This is a genomic window from Streptomyces sp. NPDC096079 (assembly GCF_040303145.1).
In the GTDB taxonomy this organism is placed as follows: Bacteria; Actinomycetota; Actinomycetes; order Streptomycetales; family Streptomycetaceae; genus Streptomyces.
The window spans coordinates 54,257-71,735 of sequence record NZ_JBEOST010000004.1 but is presented as its reverse complement, the minus strand read 5'-3'; the positions used below and the strand labels follow the sequence as shown (position 1 = coordinate 71,735).

Here is a 17,479-nt window from a genome sequence, read left to right as displayed (position 1 = left end):
GCTCTCGGCGCCACCGTTGTGTCCCCCGTACGTACCAACGACGGGAACTGCCGGGGATCACGGGCCGGGAGGCAGGAAGTTGGCGTGTCCCGGATCACGGCACGGCAACGGTCGGGCGGTGCCCGGAACCGTGGGCGGGGCGCGTACCGTCCCCTCCGGCACCGGCATAGTGGGGGCCGTCGGTCGTGTCCGCGAGGGCCCGGCCGCTGTTCGTCCCGGCAAGAAGCTGCACAAGTAGACGTAGTCCCAGGGGGATCACGAGATGCGATCGATTCGTCCGCTGCTGATGGCGGCATCCGCCGTCGCGGCGCTGACGCTCACCGTCACGGCCTGCGGTCCGAGCGAGGAGAACGCGGGTGGGGACAAGCCCGTCGCTCCTGTCAGCCTGGACCCGGACAAGATCAAGATTCCGGAGGACCTGAAGGACCGCCTGAAGGAACACGGGATCGACCTCGACAAGTGGCGGAACGGCGAGTGGAAGAACTGGGACCGCGACAAGTGGCTGCGTGAGGCCAAGGACTTCGTCAACCCGATCATCGAGGACCTCTGGGACCCGGACCGGATGCGCGAGGCCGAGCGGCCCGACAAGCCGGTCGAGGAGGAGGACATCTCCGGCGACAAGGGTGTCACCGACCCGACGCCCGAGCCGGTGCGGGCGAAGGACGTGGCGGCGAAGTACCACGACAACGCGCCCGAGTCCGGCAAGGTCTTCTTCGACGGCCCCGAGGGCTCGATGGTCTGCTCGGCCACGGTCGTGAAGGACCCGGCGCACCCGGGCAAGTCGAACCTGGTCTGGACGGCCGGGCACTGTGTGCACAAGGGCAAGCAGGGCGGCTGGTACCGGAACATCGCCTTCGTTCCCTCGTACAACGACGCGGCGATGGAGACCTCCGCGCTGGAGAAGGCGACGCGGGAGCAGATCGCCCCGTACGGCGTGTGGTGGGCGGACTGGGTCAAGACCTCCGACCAGTGGATCTCCGAGGGCGCGTCCACCGGTGGTGCCGGTGCTCCTTATGACTTCGCGGTCATCAAGGTGACGCCGGAGAAGGGTTCTTCGGGCAAGTCGCTGGAGGAGACGGTCGGTTCGGCGCTTCCGGTGGAGTTCAACGCCCCGGCCGTGCCGAAGATCGCGAGCATGACGGCGACGGGCTATCCGGCGGCGCCGCCGTTCGACGGGCAGAAGATGTTCCAGTGCCAGGACAAGCCGGGTCGGCTGTCGCTGAAGGCGGAGCAGCCGACGATGTACCGGATCGGCTGCACGATGACCGGTGGTTCGTCGGGTGGCGGCTGGGTCGCCAAGGGTGGTGACGGCAAGCCGGCGCTGGTGTCGAACACGTCGATCGGCCCGTCGACGGCCGGTTGGCTCGCGGGTCCGCGTTTCGGTCCGGAGGCCAAGGCGGTCTTCGACGAGGTCAGCAAGAAGTACGCCGGCCAGTAGGCACGGTGCGGAGGCGGGGCCCCGGGTCCCGCCTCCTTCCTCGTCCGGCGCGACCGGCATACTGTGCACCGCTCATGACACGTCCATGGCAACATCAACGGGGAATACATTCATGCGTTCCGTACGACTCATACCCGCCGCCCTCGGCCTGGTCACCGCGCTCGCGCTGACCGCCACGGCCTGCGGCCCGACCGAGACCCCCGCCGACGGCAAGCCCGCCACCGGCGCGAGCAGCTCGGCACCCGCCGCCGACGGCGGTGACGGGGGCGCCGACCTCACCAAGGACCTCGCCGACAAGCTGAAGAAGCACGGCGTCGACCTGGACAAGTGGAAGAACGGCGAGTGGAAGAACTGGGACCAGGAGACCTGGCTCCGTGAGGCCGAGGACTTCGTCAACCCGGTGATCGAGGGCCTCTGGGACCCCGCTCGCATGCAGTCGGCGAAGAGCCCGGACCAGACGATCACCGCTCAGGCCGGCACCGGTGGCACCGACCCGACGCCCCGGCCCGTCAAGGCCCAGCGCGAGAAGACGCCGTACCACCGGTACGCGGCTCCGGTCGGCAAGATCTTCTTCGACTCGCCGCAGGGCTCGATGGTCTGCTCCGGCACCATCGTGAAGGACCCGCGCCATCCCGGTAAGTCGAACCTGGTCTGGACGGCCGGCCACTGCGTCCACGCGGGCAAGAGGGGCGGCTGGTACCGCAACATCACCTTCGTCCCGGCCTTCAACGACCTGGGCAAGTCCCCGGCCGCGCTGCAGAACGCGCAGCCGCACGAGGTCTACCCGTACGGCCAGTTCTGGGCCGACTGGGCCGTGACCTCGGGCGAGTGGATCAACGCGGGCGGCACCAACCAGGCCTGGCCGTACGACTACGCCGTGCTGCACGTGCAGCCGGAGCGTGGCCGGAAGTCCCTGGAGGAGACCGTCGGCGTCGCGCTGCCGGTCGACTTCTCCGCGCCGACGGCCGCGCAGTCCGGGACGATGGGCGCCTGGGGCTACCCGGCGGCGCCGCCGTACAACGGCATGATCATGCACAAGTGCCTGGACCGGGCGAGCCGCATCACGACGGCTCCGGCCACGCCGACGATGTACCGGATCGGTTGCACGATGACCGGTGGATCCTCGGGCGGCGGCTGGTTCCGGGTGCTGCCGAACGGCACGACGGCGCTCGTGTCGAACACGTCGATCGGCCCGGCCGGCGGCAACGGCTGGCTCGCCGGACCTCAGCTGGGGCGCGGCGGCAAGGCCGTGCACGAGATGGTCAGCAAGAAGTTCGCCCGCTGACGGCGGGGAACTGCTGACGGCGGGGAACTGCTGACGCACCACGACAGCGCGAAGGCGCCGGTTCCTCCCCGAGGGGAGGGACCGGCGCCTTCGCCGTGTGGTCAGTGGGCCGCGGGGACGTACGGCGCGAGCAGCGCCGCCAGCTCCTCGTGGACCCGGGCCTTGAGCAGGGTGCCCTCCGGGGTGTGCTCCTCGGACTCCACCTCGCCCTCGGCGTGGACGCGCGAGACCAGACCGCCCTGCGTGTACGGCACGAGGACCTCCAGCTCGACCTCCGGGCGCGGCAGCTCGGAGTCGATGAGCGCGAGCAGCTCGTCGATGCCCTGGCCCGAGCGGGCCGAGACCACGATGGAGTGCTTCTCCATCCGCAGCAGACGCTGGAGCACCAGCGGGTCGGCCGCGTCCGCCTTGTTGACGACGACGATCTCCGGCACGTTCACCGCGCCGACGTCGCGGAAGACCTCGCGGACGGCGGCCAGCTGCTCCTCCGGGGCGGGGTGCGAGCCGTCCACCACGTGCAGGATGAGGTCGGACTCGGCGACCTCCTCCATGGTGGAGCGGAACGCCTCGACCAGGTGGTGCGGCAGGTGCCGGACGAAGCCGACGGTGTCGGCCAGGGTGTAGACCCGGCCGGTGGGCGTCTCGGCCCGGCGGACGGTCGGGTCGAGGGTGGCGAACAGGGCGTTCTCCACGAGGACGCCCGCGCCCGTGAGCCGGTTGAGCAGGGAGGACTTGCCGGCGTTGGTGTATCCGGCGATGGCGACCGAGGGCACCTTGTTGCGGCGGCGCTCCTGCCGCTTGACGTCACGGCCGGTCTTCATCTCCGCGATCTCCCGGCGCATCTTCGCCATCTTCTCGCGGATGCGGCGCCGGTCGGTCTCGATCTTGGTCTCACCGGGACCGCGGGTGGCCATGCCGCCACCGCCGCCGCCACCCATCTGACGGGACAGCGACTGACCCCAGCCACGCAGTCGCGGCAGCATGTACTGCATCTGCGCGAGGGCGACCTGCGCCTTGCCCTCTCGGGACTTGGCGTGCTGGGCGAAGATGTCGAGGATGAGGGCGGTCCGGTCGACCACCTTCACCTTGACGACGTCTTCGAGGGCGATGAGCTGGCCGGGGCTGAGTTCGCCGTCGCAGACGACGGTGTCGGCGCCGGTCTCGAGCACGATGTCGCGCAGCTCGCGGGCCTTGCCGGAGCCGATGAAGGTGGCCGGGTCCGGCTTGTCGCGGCGCTGGATCACGCCGTCGAGCACGAGGGCTCCGGCCGTCTCGGCGAGGGCGGCGAGCTCCGCGAGGGAGTTCTCCGCGTCCTGCACCGTCCCGGAGGTCCAGACGCCGACCAGCACGACGCGCTCCAGGCGCAGCTGGCGGTACTCGACCTCGGTGACGTCCTCGAGCTCGGTGGAGAGGCCGGCGACACGTCGCAGAGCCGCGCGCTCGGAGCGGTCGAACTGGTCGCCGTCCCGCTCTCCGTCGATCTCGTGGCTCCAGGCGACGTCCTCTTCCATCAGGGCATCGGCCCGAAGGCTCTCGGTACGGCTCGTCTCCGCGAAGCTCTGTTCGTCCTGGGAAGGGGAAGAAGAGGAGGTCATTGGGTCCTAACGTCGATGAGGAGATAGGTGTGTCTCTGCCGGTCACAACGCCTGCGGGCGCCGGAAGATTCCCGGTCGCGGCCGCGTCGCCGACCTGAAGATGGTGACACGGCCCCGCCGGGCCCGTCACCCGGGTTTCGACGCGGCCGCGGGCGGGGCGGTCATCCGGTTTTCGAGGCGGTCCTCGCGGGTTCGGCGGGGCGGCTGCGCCAGTCGGGGTGGCCGGGCATGGCGGGGGTCTTCGCCTCGTACAGCCAGCCGCGGAAGAAGGCGGCGAGGTCCCGGCCCGCGACCTCGCCGGCGAGGGCCGTGAAGTCGGCCGTGGTCGCGGTGCCGTCCCGGTGCTCGGTGACCCAGCGGCGCTCCAGGCGCTGGAAGGCCTCGGTGCCGATCTCCTGGCGGAGCGCGTAGAGGACGAGGGCACTGCCGTCGTACACGACGGGCCGGAAGAGGCTGATCTTGTGGTCCGGCGTGGGGGGTTCCGGCGCGGCCGGCGGTCCGCCGTCGGCCCGCCAGCCGTCGGAGGCGGCGTACGCGGCCTTCATGCGGCGCTCCAGGGACTTCCCGGCGGTGTCCTCGGCGTACAGCGCCTCGTACCAGCTGGCGTGTCCCTCGTTGAGCCACAGGTCGGACCAGGCGCGGGGCGAGACGCTGTCGCCGAACCACTGGTGGGCCAGCTCGTGGACCATCACGGAGTCGACGTACCACTCCGGGTAGGCGGGCTCGGTGAAGATGCCGCGTTCGAAGAGCGAGAGGGTCTGGGTCTCCAGCTCGAAGCCGGTGGCGGCGTCGGCGATGAGCACGCCGTACGTCTCGAAGGGGTACGGGCCGACCTGCCGTTCCATCCACTCCAGGTGGCCGGGGGTGCGGCGCAGCCAGGGCTCCATGCGCTCCTTGTCGGCGGTGGCCACCACGTCCCGTACGGGGAGCCCGTGGGGGCCGGTGCGGTGGACGACGGTGGAGCGGCCGATGGAGACCTGGGCGAGCTCCGTGGCCATGGGGTGCCGGGTGCGGTACGTCCAGGTGGTGGTGGCGCCGTGTTCGACGCGGCCTTCGGGGAGCCCGTTGGCGACGACGGTGAGCTCGCTGGGGGCGGTGACCCGGAAGGTGAACCAGGCCTTGTCGGCCGGGTGGTCGTTCGAGGGGAAGACCCGGTGGGCGGCGTCGGCCTGGTTGGCCATGGCGAGGCCGTCGCCGGTGCGGACCCAGCCGCCGGTGGCGGCGGGGCCGGTGGGGTCACTGGTGTGGGTGACGGTGATCCTGACCTCCTCGCCCGCGTCGATCGGGACGACGGGGGTGACGACGAGGTCCTCGCCGCTGGTGACGTACGCGGCGGGGATGCCGTCGACGGTGACGGCGGAGACCGTGCCGTGGGTGAAGTCGAGGTTGAGCCGCTCCAGGTCCTCGGTGGCGCGCGCGTCGATGCGGGTGACGGCGGCGAGCGGCTTGGTGTTGACCCCGGGGTAGGTGAGGTCGAGCGTGTACGCGAGGACGTCGTAGCCGGGGTTGCCGAGGTGCGGGAAGAGCGGGTCCCCGATGCCGAGCGGCGGCGGGGCGGGCAGCGTGGCGGCGACGAGCCCGGCGGAGGCGGCGACCAGGACGGCGGAGCGGAGCCATCGCGCGCGGGGCAGGGCGGTTCGGACGAGCGGCATGGGCCAGGGCCTTTCCGGAGGAATGGCCCTACGGCTACCAGTGCCGCCGCCGCGCACCGGGGCGGCGCGCGCGCCGGCCACCCGAAGGGGGTCGTCGACCCGGTCCGCGCGAGTGGCACGCACGCGCGCGCGTGCGTCGGCGGGGTCGGGCGGCGCGTGCGTCGGCGAGGTCGGGCGGCGCGTGCGTCGGCGGCGCCCGCGCCCGGGCGGTGGTGTCAGTGCAGGCCGCGGGCGTGGTGGGCGCGGCTGACGTCGTACACGCCGGGCACGTCCCGCATCGCCTTCATGAGGGCGGCGAGGCGGGCGACGTCGGGGAGGTGGAGGGTGTACGTGTGGCGGACCCGCTGCTCACTGGGCGGTTCGACGTTCGCCGAGACGACGGCGGCCCCGAAGCCGGCGATGGCCTCGGTGAGGTCGGCGAGCAGTCCGGGCCGGCCGAAGGACTCGGCGAGGAGGGTGACCCGGCCTTGGGGGGTGTCGCCCCAGCGGACGGTGACGGGCTCGCGGCCGAGGGCGCGCATGGCGTCCACGGCCGAGCATCGGGCGCGGTGGACGGTGACCGATCCGCCGCGTACCCGGAAGCCGGTGATGGCGTCGGGCGGTACGGGGGTGCAGCAGCCCGCCGGGCGGACGGCGGCGGCCTCCTCGCCGTCCAGTTCGGCGTGCAGCTCGGCGCCGGAGCGCCGGTCGGCGGGGACGCTGACCTGCGGCCGGGGGTCGCTGGGTGCGGTGGGGGGAGCGGTGCTCTCGGGGTGGGCCCGGAGCCAGCCGGTGATCGCGATCCGCGCGGCGGGGGTACGGGCGTGGTCGAGCCACTCGGGGGACGGTCCGGACACGGTGTCCTGGGCGAGCAGCAGCTGGACGGTGTCCCCGTCGCCGAGGACGGTGCTCAGGGGTGCGAGGCGGCCGTTGACGCGGGCGCCGAGGCAGGCGTGGGCCGCCTCGCCGTGCTGGGCGTACGCGGCGTCGACGCAGCTGGCGCCGGTGGGGAGGCTGATCGTGCCGGGGGCGCTGCCGTCGGCGCGGAAGACGGTGATCTCGTCGTCCTCGGCGAGGTCGGCGCGGAGCGAGGTCCAGAAGGTGTCGGGGTCGGGGGCGGCCTGCTGCCAGTCGAGGAGGCGGGAGAGCCAGCCGGGGCGGGTGGGGTCGACGCGCTCGCCTTCGTCGGTTCCCGGGGCGGTGCCGTCGGGCTCCTGGCCCACATGGGGGTTGCCGAGGGCGACGACCCCGGCCTCGGCGACCTTGTGCATGCGGTGGGTCCGGATGAGGACCTCGGCGACGGCGCCGTCGGGGGCGGCGATCGCGGTGTGCAGCGACTGGTAGAGGTTGAACTTGGGGGCCGCGATGAAGTCCTTGAACTCGGAGATCACCGGGGTGAAGCAGGTGTGGAGCTCGCCGAGGACCGCGTAGCAGTCGGCGTCCTCGCCGACGAGGACGAGGAGCCGTCCGAAGTCGCAGCCGCGCAGTTCGCCGCGCTTGAGGCGGACCCGGTGGACGGAGACGAAGTGGCGGGGGCGGACGAGGACCTCGGCGCCGATGTCCGCCTCGCGCAGGACGGCCGCGACCTGGTCGGCGACGGTGTCGAGCGCGGTCGGGGCGCCGGGGTTGTCCGCGATGAGCGCGCGGGTGGTCGCGTACTCCTCGGGGTGGAGGATCGCGAAGACCAGGTCCTCCAGCTCGCTCTTGAGGGCCTGGACGCCGAGCCGCTCGGCGAGCGGGATGAGTACGTCCCGGGTGACCTTGGCGATCCTGGCCTGTTTCTCGGGGCGCATCACGCCGAGGGTGCGCATGTTGTGGAGGCGGTCGGCGAGTTTGATCGACATGACGCGGACGTCGCTGCCGGTGGCGACGAGCATCTTGCGGAAGGTCTCGGGCTCGGCGGCGGCGCCGTAGTCGATCTTCTCGACCTTGGTGACTCCGTCGACGAGGTAGGCGACCTCGTCGCCGAACTCACGGCGCACCTGATCGAGCGTCACCTCGGTGTCCTCGACGGTGTCGTGGAGGAGGGAGGCGGTCAGGGTGGTGGTCTCGGCGCCGAGCTCGGCGAGGATGAGGGTGACCGCGAGCGGGTGCGTGATGTACGCCTCGCCGCTCTTGCGGAACTGGCCGCGGTGCGAGGACTCGGCGAGGGCGTACGCCCGGCCGAGCACCGTCAGGTCGGCCTCGGGATGGTGGGCGCGGTGTGCCTCCGCCACATGGCCGATGGCGTCCTGCAGCCGGTCACGGGGCGCCGGTCCCGCGGTGGCGCCGAGCAGGGCGGCGCGGCCGAGGCGGCGCAGGTCGATCCGGGCGCGTCCGCGTCTGCGGCCGGCCATGTCGGTGCCTGCGCTCTCGGCGGCACTCAGGGGGTTGGTGGCCTCTGCGCTCATGGGGCACCTCCGGCGGCGTCGACCGGCGGTGGGCGGGCCAGGCGTGCCCGGGGGGCCGGTGCTTGATGCTACCGACCCCACCACGTGGCGCAGTCACGCTCTCGCTCAGCGTGAATCGGATCACCCATTCGAGGGACGGCGCCGTCGTTGACAGTTTCGATTCCGCCGCGCGGGGTCAGGCTCCGGCTTCCAGCCACGTCGGGTCGATCGCGCCCTCGGCCACGATGACCGCAGGACCCGTCATGTCGATCCGGCCGTCGGGGTGCTCGGTGATGACCAGGGTCCCGCCGAGCACGTCGACGGTGTACGTGGCGGGGGTGCCGGTCTCGGCGGGGTCGACGCCGTCCCGGCGGGCGGTGGCGACGGCCACGGCGCACGCGCCGGTGCCGCAGGAGCGGGTCTCGGCGGCGCCGCGCTCGTGGACCCGCATGGCGATGTGGCGGGGGCCGCGGTCGGCGACGAACTCGATGTTGACCCCGTCCGGGTAGACGGCCGCGGGCTCGTAGGGCGGCTCGTCGTACAGGGTGCCGGCGTGGGCGAGGTCCTCGACGAAGGCGACCGCGTGCGGGTTCCCCATGTTCACGTTGCGCGCGGGCCAGCTGCGGCCGTCGACGGTGACGGTGACACCGGCCTCGGGCAGTGCGGCGCGGCCCATGGCGACGGTGACGGAGCCGTCCTTGTCCAGGTGGACGTGCTTGACGCCGCCCCGGGTGGCGACGGCGACCTCGCCGGCGGTGACGTGCCCCGCGTGCTCCAGGTAGCGGGCGAAGACCCGGACCCCGTTCCCGCACATCTCGGCGACGGAGCCGTCGGCGTTGCGGTAGTCCATGAACCACTCGGCCTCGTCGGCCAGGTGGCGCGCCTCGGGGTGGGCGGCGCTGCGCACGACGTGCAGGAGCCCGTCGCCCCCGATGCCGGCCCGCCGGTCGCAGAGCCGCGCCACGACGGCGGGCGGCAGGTCGACGGCGTTCTCCGCGTCGGGGACGATCACGAAGTCGTTCTCGGTGCCGTGGCCCTTGAGGAAGGGGAGCGGCGAGGTCTGCGTGCTGGTCACGCGATCAACTGTACGGGTCGGGTCCGACACCCGGCGCGGCGTGTCCACGGGGCGGTCGCTGCCGGCAGGCCCGGGCGCGGCTCAGCGCGGGCGGGCCCGGGGGGCGGCTCGCGCGGGCGGGCCCGGGGCGCGGCTCACGCAGGCGGGCCCGGGGCGCGGCTCACACACGCAGGCCCTGGGCCGTGGCTCACACACGCAGGCCCTGGGCCGTGGCTCACACACGCAGGCCCTGGCCCGTGGCTCATGCGGGCGGGCCCTGGGCTCGGCTCAGCGCAGGCGGGCCACGCGCCAGACCGCGAGCGCCACCAGGGCCGCGATCGTGGACAGGTACAGGGCGAGGACGCGCCAGTTCGGCCGCTCGCCCGAGCCGCGCGCCGGGAGTCCCGGCCAGGTGTAACCGACCTTGCGGGCGGCCATCATGCCCCAGCCCGCCGCGCAGGAGCTGATGAGGAGTCCGAGCATCGCGACGACCGCGCCGCCGTCTCCCGAGCCGAAGGCGAGCGGGAAGGCGAACATCAGCGAGCCGACGGCCGCCAGGCCCACGATCGGGGCGAGCTGCCAGATCCGCAGCCGGCGCTGGGGGCGGAGCTCGACCTCGACCTCGTCGGCGTCGACCTCGACGGCGGTGCCCTCGGCGTCGTCGGGACCGTCCGGGCTCAGCCCCACGGGCCCGACGGGGACGTCGTCCGTCGGATGGCCCGGTGTGTCGCCCGACGGATCCGCCGTCGGGTCACCCAGGGCCGCCTCGTGCTGTTCTCTGTCGCGAGGGCCGGCCTCCATCGCCACGCGCCCTCCCCACTCGGACTCCACTTGGTCGATCGATGCTCGATGATGGCACGCTCATGACCGCCGAAATGACGGGCAGTGCGTCCCGATGCCATCACGTGATCAGGCTGTAACCGCTCGTTCGACCAACGACAGCGCCTCCCGCGGGAGTTCCCCGCGGTGATCGTCGGCTCCGCTGAGCCAGTGCACGCGCGGGTCGCGGCGGAACCACGAATCCTGGCGGCGCGCGAAGCGCTTCGTGGCCCGCACGGTCTCGGCGCGCGCCTCCTCCTCGCTGCACTCCCCCGCCAGCGCCGCGAGGACCTGCTGGTAGCCGAGGGCGCGGGCCGCGGTGCGTCCTTCGCGCAGTCCCCGCGCCTCCAGGGCGCGCACCTCGTCGACGAGTCCGGCCTCCCACATCCGGTCCACGCGCGTGGCGATCCGCTCGTCGAGCTCGGGGCGGGCCACGTCGACGCCGATCTGGACGGTGTCGTAGACCGAGTCGTGACCCGGGAGGTTGGCGGTGAAGGGCTTGCCGGTGATCTCGATCACCTCAAGGGCCCGGACGATCCGGCGTCCGTTGCTGGGGAGGATCGCGCGGGCCGCCTCGGGGTCGGCCGCGGCAAGCCGGGCGTGCAGGACGCCGGAGCCGCGCTCCTCCAGCTCGGCCTCCAGGCGGGCCCGGACGGCGGGGTCGGTGCCGGGGAACTCCAGGGCGTCGACGGCCCCCCGTACGTACAGACCGGAACCGCCGACGAGGACCGGGGTGCGGCCGGCGGCGAGCAGCCGGTCGATCTCGGCGCGGGCCAGGCGCTGGTACTCGGCGACGCTGGCGGCCTCGGTCACGTCCCAGATGTCGAGGAGGTGGTGCGGGATGCCGCCGCGCTCCTCCGGCGTCAGCTTGGCGGTCCCGATGTCCATCCCCCGGTAGAGCTGCATCGAGTCGGCGTTGACGACCTCGCCGCCGAGCTGCTGGGCCAGGAATACACCCAGATCGGACTTTCCGGCTGCCGTGGGACCGACGACGGCGATGACCCGCGGGGCGGGAGCTGCAGTTCTCACCGTCCCAGTCTCGCAAACCTCATGCCCGGTCCCCGAACGAGCTACGTGACGGGCCCCATCCGGCTTCGTTGCCTGTTGCGAGGTTCCGACCGTCGAGCACCGCGGATTCCGGCCGTCGATCATCACGGAACCGCTCCCATCCGAGTACGCTATGGAGTGAATATGGGCGTTTTTGCAATGTTTCGCCGTAAGAAGTCGGACGCGATCGAGGCGGTCGAGACGGTCGAGACGTCCGCCGAGGAGACCGGAACCGAAGCCGGGGCGGCCGCCACGGCGGCCCCGACCGCCCTGACGGCTCCGGAGGACGGGACCGGTGACACGGATCGTGCGGACGGCGCGGAGGACGTCGAGACGGTCGAGGTGACGGCCGGGGCCGCCGCCGAGGTCGTGGAGATCCCCAAGCAGCAGTCGGCCGAGGCCGCCGCCGACAACGAGGCGGGCGAAGGCGCCCGGAAGTAGGCCCCCGGGGTCCTGGGGGCAGGAACACGGACCGCACGACACGGACACGGGCCCCCGAGGTCCGCGGAGGGAAGGTGCCCCATGGGCTTCATGGACTCGCTGAAGGCCAAGCTCGCCCCGGCCAAGGACAAGGTCGCCGATCTCGCGCAGCAGCACGGCGAGAAGATCGACCACGGTCTGGACAAGGCCGCGAAGCTGGTCGACGAGAAGACCAAGGGCAAGTACAGCGACAAGATCCAGTCCGGTACGGGCAAGGCGAAGGGCGCCATCGACCGGATCGGGCACAAGGACGACGGCACGCCCGGCAGCGGTGACACCACGCCGCCGGCCGCCTGACGGCGTCGCCCCGGCCGACAGTCCCTCCGCACGGCGGACGGCCGCGGAGCATCACGCTCCGCGGCCGTCCGCCGTTCTCGTGCCAGGGCTCCTCAGGACCAGGCCGCGACGAAGTACCCCACGCCGTACGGGGCGTCCTCGAAGAGCAGCCGGCCGTCGAGCCCGGCGCCCTCGGCGGCGCCCGCGAGGACCTGCCAGGGCGCGCGGCCGGCCACCAGCAGCTCGGACGCGAGCCCGGCGTCCAGCGCCAGCAGGGCCGCCACGTCCGCCGCGCCGAGCGCCCGCGCGGCCTCCGCGTCGAAGCCGGCGGCCCGCTCGTCCAGGTAGCCCGGCGCCTTCACCGTGCGGCAGGCGCTGCCGTCGCCCAGCACCAGGAGGGCGACCCGCGCGGCCGAGGCGGCGAGCTCACGGCCCGTCGCGGCGCACTCCTCCGCCGCCGTCGCCGCCGACACGCCCAAGCCCTCGATCGGCGCGTCGGCCCAGCCGGCGCGCGTGAGGAGCCAGGCGCCGACGGCTAGGGAGGCGGGCAGGGGACGGTCGCCGTCCGTGCCTTCCCCCAGGCGCACGTCGAGGTCGACGCCGAATCCGGCGAAGGAGCCGCGCGCACCGGCCGGGTAGACGCCCCGCGCGCCCTCGTCGGCGGGCCCGACGACGTACAGCCGGTCCGGGCGGGCGGCCGCGAGCAGCCCGACCGCGTCGGCGCAGGCCGCCCGCGCGGCGTCCAGCTCGGGGGCGGCGCCGGTCGCGACCTCGGGGAGGAGGAGGGGTGGGCAGGGGGTGACGGCTGCGGCGACAAGCATGATCGGCAGCCTACTGGGCGGGGCGGGCGGGCGTTACGGACGCGCCTGCCGGTGTTGCTGGGGGCATGCGCCCCCGCCGGTGCGACCCCGCAGGGCAAGCGCCCCGCCGGTGCGACCCCGCAGGGCAAACGCCCCGCCGATGCGGCCCCGCGGGGCATGCGCCCAGGCCGGTGCGGCCCCGCCCCTCGTCAGGGCGTGGGCGCCGTCAGTGCGCGCCGCAGGCCGGTGCGTCGGCGGCCGGGAGCGGGGCCGGGACGCCGATCTGCGGGAGGCCCAGGAGGACGCCCGTCTGCTTCGGGGCGGCCGTGCGCTTCTCCCAGGCGTCGCCCGCGCGCGTGCGGCGGACGGTGAGGACCTCGCCCTCCGCGAGCAGGTGGTGCGGCGCCGCGTAGGTGATCTCGACCGTCACCACGTCGCCGGGGCGGACCTCCTCGGCCGGCTTCGTGAAGTGGACGAGCCGGTTGTCGGGGGCGCGGCCCGAGAGGCGGTGGGTCTCGCCGTCCTTGCGGCCCTCGCCCTCCGCGACCATGACCTCCAGGGTGCGGCCGACCTGCTTCTTGTTCTCCTCCCAGGAGATCTCCTCCTGGAGGGCGACCAGACGCATGTAGCGCTCCTGGACGACCTCCTTGGGGATCTGTCCCTCCATGGTCGCGGCCGGGGTCCCGGGCCGCTTGGAGTACTGGAAGGTGAAGGCGTTCGCGAAGCGGGCCTCGCGGACGGCGTGCATGGTCTGCTCGAAGTCCTCCTCGGTCTCGCCGGGGAAGCCCACGATGATGTCGGTGGAGATGGCCGCGTGCGGGATGGCCGCGCGGACCTTCTCGATGATGCCGAGGAAACGCTCCTGCCGGTAGGAGCGGCGCATCGCCCGGAGGATGGAGTCCGAGCCGGACTGCATCGGCATGTGCAGCTGCGGCATGACGTTCGGCGTCTCGGCCATGGCCGCGATGACGTCGTCCGTGAAGTCGCGCGGGTGGGGGGAGGTGAAGCGGACGCGCTCCAGGCCCTCGATCTGCCCGCAGGCGCGCAGCAGCTTGCTGAAGGCCTCGCGGTCGCCCAGGTCGGAGCCGTACGCGTTGACGTTCTGGCCGAGCAGGGTGATCTCGGAGACGCCCTCGGCGACCAGCGCCTCGATCTCGGCGAGGATGTCGCCGGGCCGGCGGTCCTCCTCCTTGCCGCGCAGCGCGGGGACGATGCAGAAGGTGCAGGTGTTGTTGCAGCCGACGGAGATCGAGACCCACGCGGCGTAGGCGGACTCGCGGCGGGTCGGCAGCGTGGAGGGGAAGGCCTCCAGGGACTCGGCGATCTCGATCTGGGCCTCCTCCTGCACGCGGGCGCGCTCCAGGAGGACGGGCAGCTTGCCGATGTTGTGCGTGCCGAAGACCACGTCGACCCAGGGGGCCTTCTTGACGATGGTGTCGCGGTCCTTCTGGGCGAGACAGCCGCCGACGGCGATCTGCATGCCGGGGCGGGTGGTCTTCATCGGGGCGAGCCGGCCGAGGTTGCCGTAGAGCTTGTTGTCGGCGTTCTCGCGGACCGCGCAGGTGTTGAAGACGACGACGTCGGCGTCGCCGTCCGCGCCCTTGGGGGCCCGGACGTAACCCGCCTCTTCCAGCAGACCGGAGAGCCGCTCGGAGTCGTGGACGTTCATCTGGCACCCGTAGGTGCGGATCTCGTAGGTCTTGGTGCCGTCAACGCTCACTGCGGTGCTCCGGTCGCTGCTGCTCGTCATGCGTCCAAGGGTAGGCGGTCCGGGGACGGCCCCCGTCCCGCGCGGGAGCCCGGTCCGGGCCGCCGCGCCCTGCGGTTTTCCGCAGGGCGGCCGGGTGGGAAGCCTCGTACCGGGGCGGAGCTGGGATTTCTAGCGTGGAGGAGTGCCGGGGCGAGTGCCCCGGGAAGCCGCTCGCCCCTGGGAGACCCCTCGTGCTCGTCTCGCCTCCGTCCCTGCCCCTCGCCCTGGCCGGGGAGCCCGCCGACGGGTTCGCCGGCTGGGCCGCCGGGCTCGTCGACACGCTGGGCGGGCCCGGTGCGGGGCTCGCCATCGCCCTGGAGAACCTGTTCCCGCCGCTGCCCAGCGAGGTGATCCTGCCGCTGACCGGCTTCGCCGCCGGGCAGGGCGTCCTGAGTCTCGCCTCGGCGCTGTTCTGGACGACGCTGGGTTCGGTGGTCGGGGCGGTGGCGCTGTACTGGATCGGCGCGCTGTTCGGCCGGGAGCGGATGCACGCCCTCTGGGCCCGGCTGCCGCTGGTGAAGGTCTCCGATCTGGAGCGGACCGAGCGGTGGTTCGCCCGGCACGGCACCAAGGCGGTGTTCCTGGGGCGGATGGTGCCGATCTTCCGGAGTCTGATCTCCGTCCCCGCGGGCGTCGAGCGGATGCCGCTGCCCGTGTTCGTCCTGCTCACGGCGCTCGGCAGTCTGCTGTGGAACAGCGTCCTCGTGATGGCCGGTTACTGGCTCGGCGACCGCTGGGACCTGGTCGAGGGGTACGTGGGCGTGGTGTCCAAGGCCGTCCTGGTGCTCGTCCTCGTGGCCCTGGCCGCGTTCCTCGCCGTACGGCTCCGAGGACGCGGGAAGGGCGCCGCGAGGCACGGCGCCGGGCACGGGCGCGGTCGCGACGCCGCGAGGCACGAAGCCGAGGACCCGCGCGGCCGCGGTCAGCACCGACGGACCCCGTGAGAGAGGAGCGGGGCTCCGTACCGTACGGACGATTGTGTACGGGGCCGGGACCCGAACTAGGCTCCGGGACCGTGCGAGCGGACGGGGAGGAGACCGGGGCGGGCCGCCGGCTCGCCGGGGTGCTGCTCGGCTGCCTGAGCGCCCTCCTCGGCGCCCTGTTCCTCCTGGCCGCCGGAGCCCTGCTCGGCCCCTTCCTGCTGTGGCCCCGCACCCGGCCCCGCGCGCGGCGGTTCCTGATGGCCGGGGCCCGGCGGCTGGTGGCGCTGGAGCGGGGCCGCCGCTCGGTCTTCTTCGGCGACCGCTTCCCCGGCCCGTACGAGGTCCCCGACCGGCGGGTGCTGCGGTACCTCGCGGCCCGCGTCGGCACCGGGCTCGTGTCGGGGATCGTCCTCGGGCTGCTCGTCTTCGGCGAGGTCCTGGCCGTCCTGCTCGTGCGGGGCGTGGTCCGGGGCTCGCTCGGCTGGACCGAGCTCCTCGGTCAGCTGCTGCTCGGCGGCGTGCTGCTGTTCCTCGACGTCCAGGGCCTGTACGCGCTCAGCGCGCTCGACGCCCGCCTCGCGCGCGCGTGCTTCGGCCCCTCCGAGCAGGAGCTGCTGCGGCGGCGCATCGACGAGCTCGCGCTCAGCCGGGCGGCCGTGGTCCAGGCCGTGGACACCGAGCGCCGGCGGATCGAGCGCGATCTCCACGACGGCGTGCAGCAGCGGCTGGTGGCCTTGGCCATGCTGCTCGGCCGGGCCCGCCGGGGCCGGGAGCGCGACCCGGAACAGGCCGACGCACTGCTGCGGCAGGCGCACCGGGAGGCCCAGGACGTGCTGGCCGAGCTGCGGGACGTGGCCTGGCGGGTGTACCCCGCGGGCCTCGACAGCCTCGGTCTCGAAGAGGCGCTCGGCGGGGTGGCCCAGCGGTGCGGGATCCCGCTGCGCGTGCGGTTCGAGGCGGGGGACGCGCCGCTGCCCCCGGCGGTGGAGACCGCCGCGTACTTCGTGGTCTCGGAGGCGGTCACGAACGCCGCCAAACACTCCTCCGCCGCCGCGGTCTCCGTCTGCGTGACGCGGACCGGCGCGCTGCTCACCGTGCGCGTCGAGGACGACGGCCGGGGCGGCGCGGACCCGGCGGGGAGCGGACTCACCGGGTTGCGCAGCCGGGTCGCCGCGCTCGACGGGACCCTGCGTGTCGAAAGCCCCCTCGGGGGACCCACCACTCTTGTCGCGGAGCTGCCGTGCGCGTGATCCTGGCCGAGGACTCGACCCTGCTGCGGGAGGGCCTGGTGCGGCTGCTCGTCGAGGAGGGCCACGAGGTGCTGGCCGCCTTCGGCGACGCGGACGGCCTCGTCGCCGAGGTGGAGGCGCGGCGCCCGGACGTCGTGGTCGCCGACATCCGGATGCCGCCGACCCACACCGACGAGGGGCTGCGGGCCGCCGTGGAGATCCGGGAGCGGCTGCCGGAGACCGGGGTGCTCGTGCTCTCCCAGTACGTCGAGCGCAGCTATGCGGCCCGGCTGCTCGCCGCCGGCGCGGAGCGGGTCGGCTACCTGCTGAAGGACCGGGTGGCGCAGGTGGAGGAGTTCCTCGACGCGCTGGAGCGGATCCACGCGGGCGGAGCGGCGATCGACCCGGAGGTCGTGCACCAGCTCGTCGTGCGCAGCGCCCACGCCGATCCCCTGGCCCGGCTCACCCCGCGCGAGCGCGAGGTGCTCCAGGTGCTGGCCCAGGGGTACACGAACGCGGCGATCGCGCGGGAGCTGCACCTGTCGCTGAGCGCGGTGGAGAAGTATCTCAACGCCGTCTTCGACAAGCTGGAGTTGCACAGGACCGACGGCTACAGCCGCCGGATCCTGGCGGTGCTGCGCTGTCTGGAGGCCTGAGCCCGCGGGGCAAGGACCTCGCAGGCGCCGCGGGCCCGGCTTGAGCGGTAGGACCCCTAGGGGGTGTTTCGAAAGTCCTGTGCGGTGCCCGCGGTGTCCGGTGCGTGCCCTCGGCGTGCCGGACGAA

At 73.3% G+C, this 17,479-nt stretch carries 15 protein-coding genes; 7 read left to right on the top strand and 8 right to left on the bottom strand.

Going from position 1 to position 17,479, the window contains the following annotated elements; translation table 11 throughout:
* Positions 1-262 precede the first annotated feature (262 nt).
* Together ABTY59_RS10805 and ABTY59_RS10800 are read left to right on the top strand one after the other, a co-directional pair.
* Positions 263-1,438, top strand: a complete 1,176-nt coding sequence (locus tag ABTY59_RS10805) for a trypsin-like serine peptidase (RefSeq protein ID WP_352018575.1) — start codon at positions 263-265, stop codon at positions 1,436-1,438.
* Between the two features lie 112 nt (positions 1,439-1,550).
* Positions 1,551-2,723 (top strand): trypsin-like serine peptidase, encoded by a 1,173-nt coding sequence (locus ABTY59_RS10800; protein WP_352018574.1) that lies wholly within the window; start codon positions 1,551-1,553, stop codon positions 2,721-2,723.
* 101 nt (positions 2,724-2,824) lie between these two features.
* Here the strand turns inward: ABTY59_RS10800 and hflX are convergent, their stop codons facing one another.
* The 6 genes from hflX to miaA all read right to left on the bottom strand — a co-directional run bounded on the left by hflX (position 2,825) and on the right by miaA (position 11,220).
* A complete protein-coding gene (gene hflX, locus ABTY59_RS10795) occupies positions 2,825-4,318 on the bottom strand; it encodes a GTPase HflX (RefSeq protein ID WP_352018573.1) in 1,494 nt (497 codons plus the stop codon).
* A gap of 161 nt (positions 4,319-4,479) precedes the next feature.
* Entirely contained in the window at positions 4,480-5,970 is a 1,491-nt protein-coding gene (locus tag ABTY59_RS10790; RefSeq protein WP_352018572.1) for a M1 family metallopeptidase, read from the bottom strand.
* A gap of 215 nt (positions 5,971-6,185) precedes the next feature.
* On the bottom strand, positions 6,186-8,339 hold the full coding sequence (locus ABTY59_RS10785; RefSeq protein ID WP_352018571.1) for a RelA/SpoT family protein: 2,154 nt from the start codon (positions 8,337-8,339) through the stop codon (positions 6,186-6,188).
* A gap of 175 nt (positions 8,340-8,514) precedes the next feature.
* A complete protein-coding gene (gene dapF / locus ABTY59_RS10780; protein WP_352018570.1) occupies positions 8,515-9,393 on the bottom strand; it encodes a diaminopimelate epimerase in 879 nt (292 codons plus the stop codon).
* Positions 9,394-9,660: 267 nt separating this feature from the next.
* The gene (locus tag ABTY59_RS10775) at positions 9,661-10,173 is read right to left on the bottom strand and encodes a hypothetical protein (protein WP_352018867.1); all 513 of its coding nucleotides are present in this window, start codon (positions 10,171-10,173) and stop codon (positions 9,661-9,663) included.
* 108 nt (positions 10,174-10,281) lie between these two features.
* The gene (gene miaA / locus ABTY59_RS10770) at positions 10,282-11,220 is read right to left on the bottom strand and encodes a tRNA (adenosine(37)-N6)-dimethylallyltransferase MiaA (protein WP_352018569.1); all 939 of its coding nucleotides are present in this window, start codon (positions 11,218-11,220) and stop codon (positions 10,282-10,284) included.
* A gap of 162 nt (positions 11,221-11,382) precedes the next feature.
* Here miaA and ABTY59_RS10765 point away from each other — a divergent pair, with 162 nt between their 5' ends.
* Positions 11,383-11,679: a hypothetical protein gene (locus ABTY59_RS10765; RefSeq protein ID WP_352018568.1), complete on the top strand. Its 297-nt coding sequence runs from the start codon at positions 11,383-11,385 to the stop codon at positions 11,677-11,679.
* Positions 11,680-11,760: 81 nt separating this feature from the next.
* Positions 11,761-12,015, top strand: a complete 255-nt coding sequence (locus tag ABTY59_RS10760; RefSeq protein ID WP_352018567.1) for an antitoxin — start codon at positions 11,761-11,763, stop codon at positions 12,013-12,015.
* Between the two features lie 92 nt (positions 12,016-12,107).
* On the opposite strand, the gene ABTY59_RS10755 is transcribed toward ABTY59_RS10760, so the two are convergent.
* Together ABTY59_RS10755 and miaB are read right to left on the bottom strand one after the other, a co-directional pair.
* A complete protein-coding gene (locus tag ABTY59_RS10755) occupies positions 12,108-12,815 on the bottom strand; it encodes a class III extradiol ring-cleavage dioxygenase family protein (protein WP_352018566.1) in 708 nt (235 codons plus the stop codon).
* Positions 12,816-13,020: 205 nt separating this feature from the next.
* Positions 13,021-14,544 (bottom strand): tRNA (N6-isopentenyl adenosine(37)-C2)-methylthiotransferase MiaB, encoded by a 1,524-nt coding sequence (gene miaB, locus ABTY59_RS10750; RefSeq protein ID WP_352018565.1) that lies wholly within the window; start codon positions 14,542-14,544, stop codon positions 13,021-13,023.
* Between the two features lie 191 nt (positions 14,545-14,735).
* On the opposite strand from miaB, the gene ABTY59_RS10745 reads away from it, so the two are divergent.
* The 3 genes from ABTY59_RS10745 to ABTY59_RS10735 all read left to right on the top strand — a co-directional run bounded on the left by ABTY59_RS10745 (position 14,736) and on the right by ABTY59_RS10735 (position 17,352).
* Entirely contained in the window at positions 14,736-15,488 is a 753-nt protein-coding gene (locus ABTY59_RS10745; RefSeq protein ID WP_352018564.1) for a DedA family protein, read from the top strand.
* 71 nt (positions 15,489-15,559) lie between these two features.
* A complete protein-coding gene (locus ABTY59_RS10740) occupies positions 15,560-16,717 on the top strand; it encodes a sensor histidine kinase (protein ID WP_352018563.1) in 1,158 nt (385 codons plus the stop codon).
* Positions 16,708-17,352, top strand: coding sequence for a response regulator transcription factor (locus tag ABTY59_RS10735; RefSeq protein WP_352018561.1), 645 nt, complete (start codon positions 16,708-16,710; stop codon positions 17,350-17,352). The genes ABTY59_RS10740 and ABTY59_RS10735 overlap by 10 nt, the downstream gene beginning before the upstream one ends.
* Positions 17,353-17,479 lie beyond the last annotated feature (127 nt).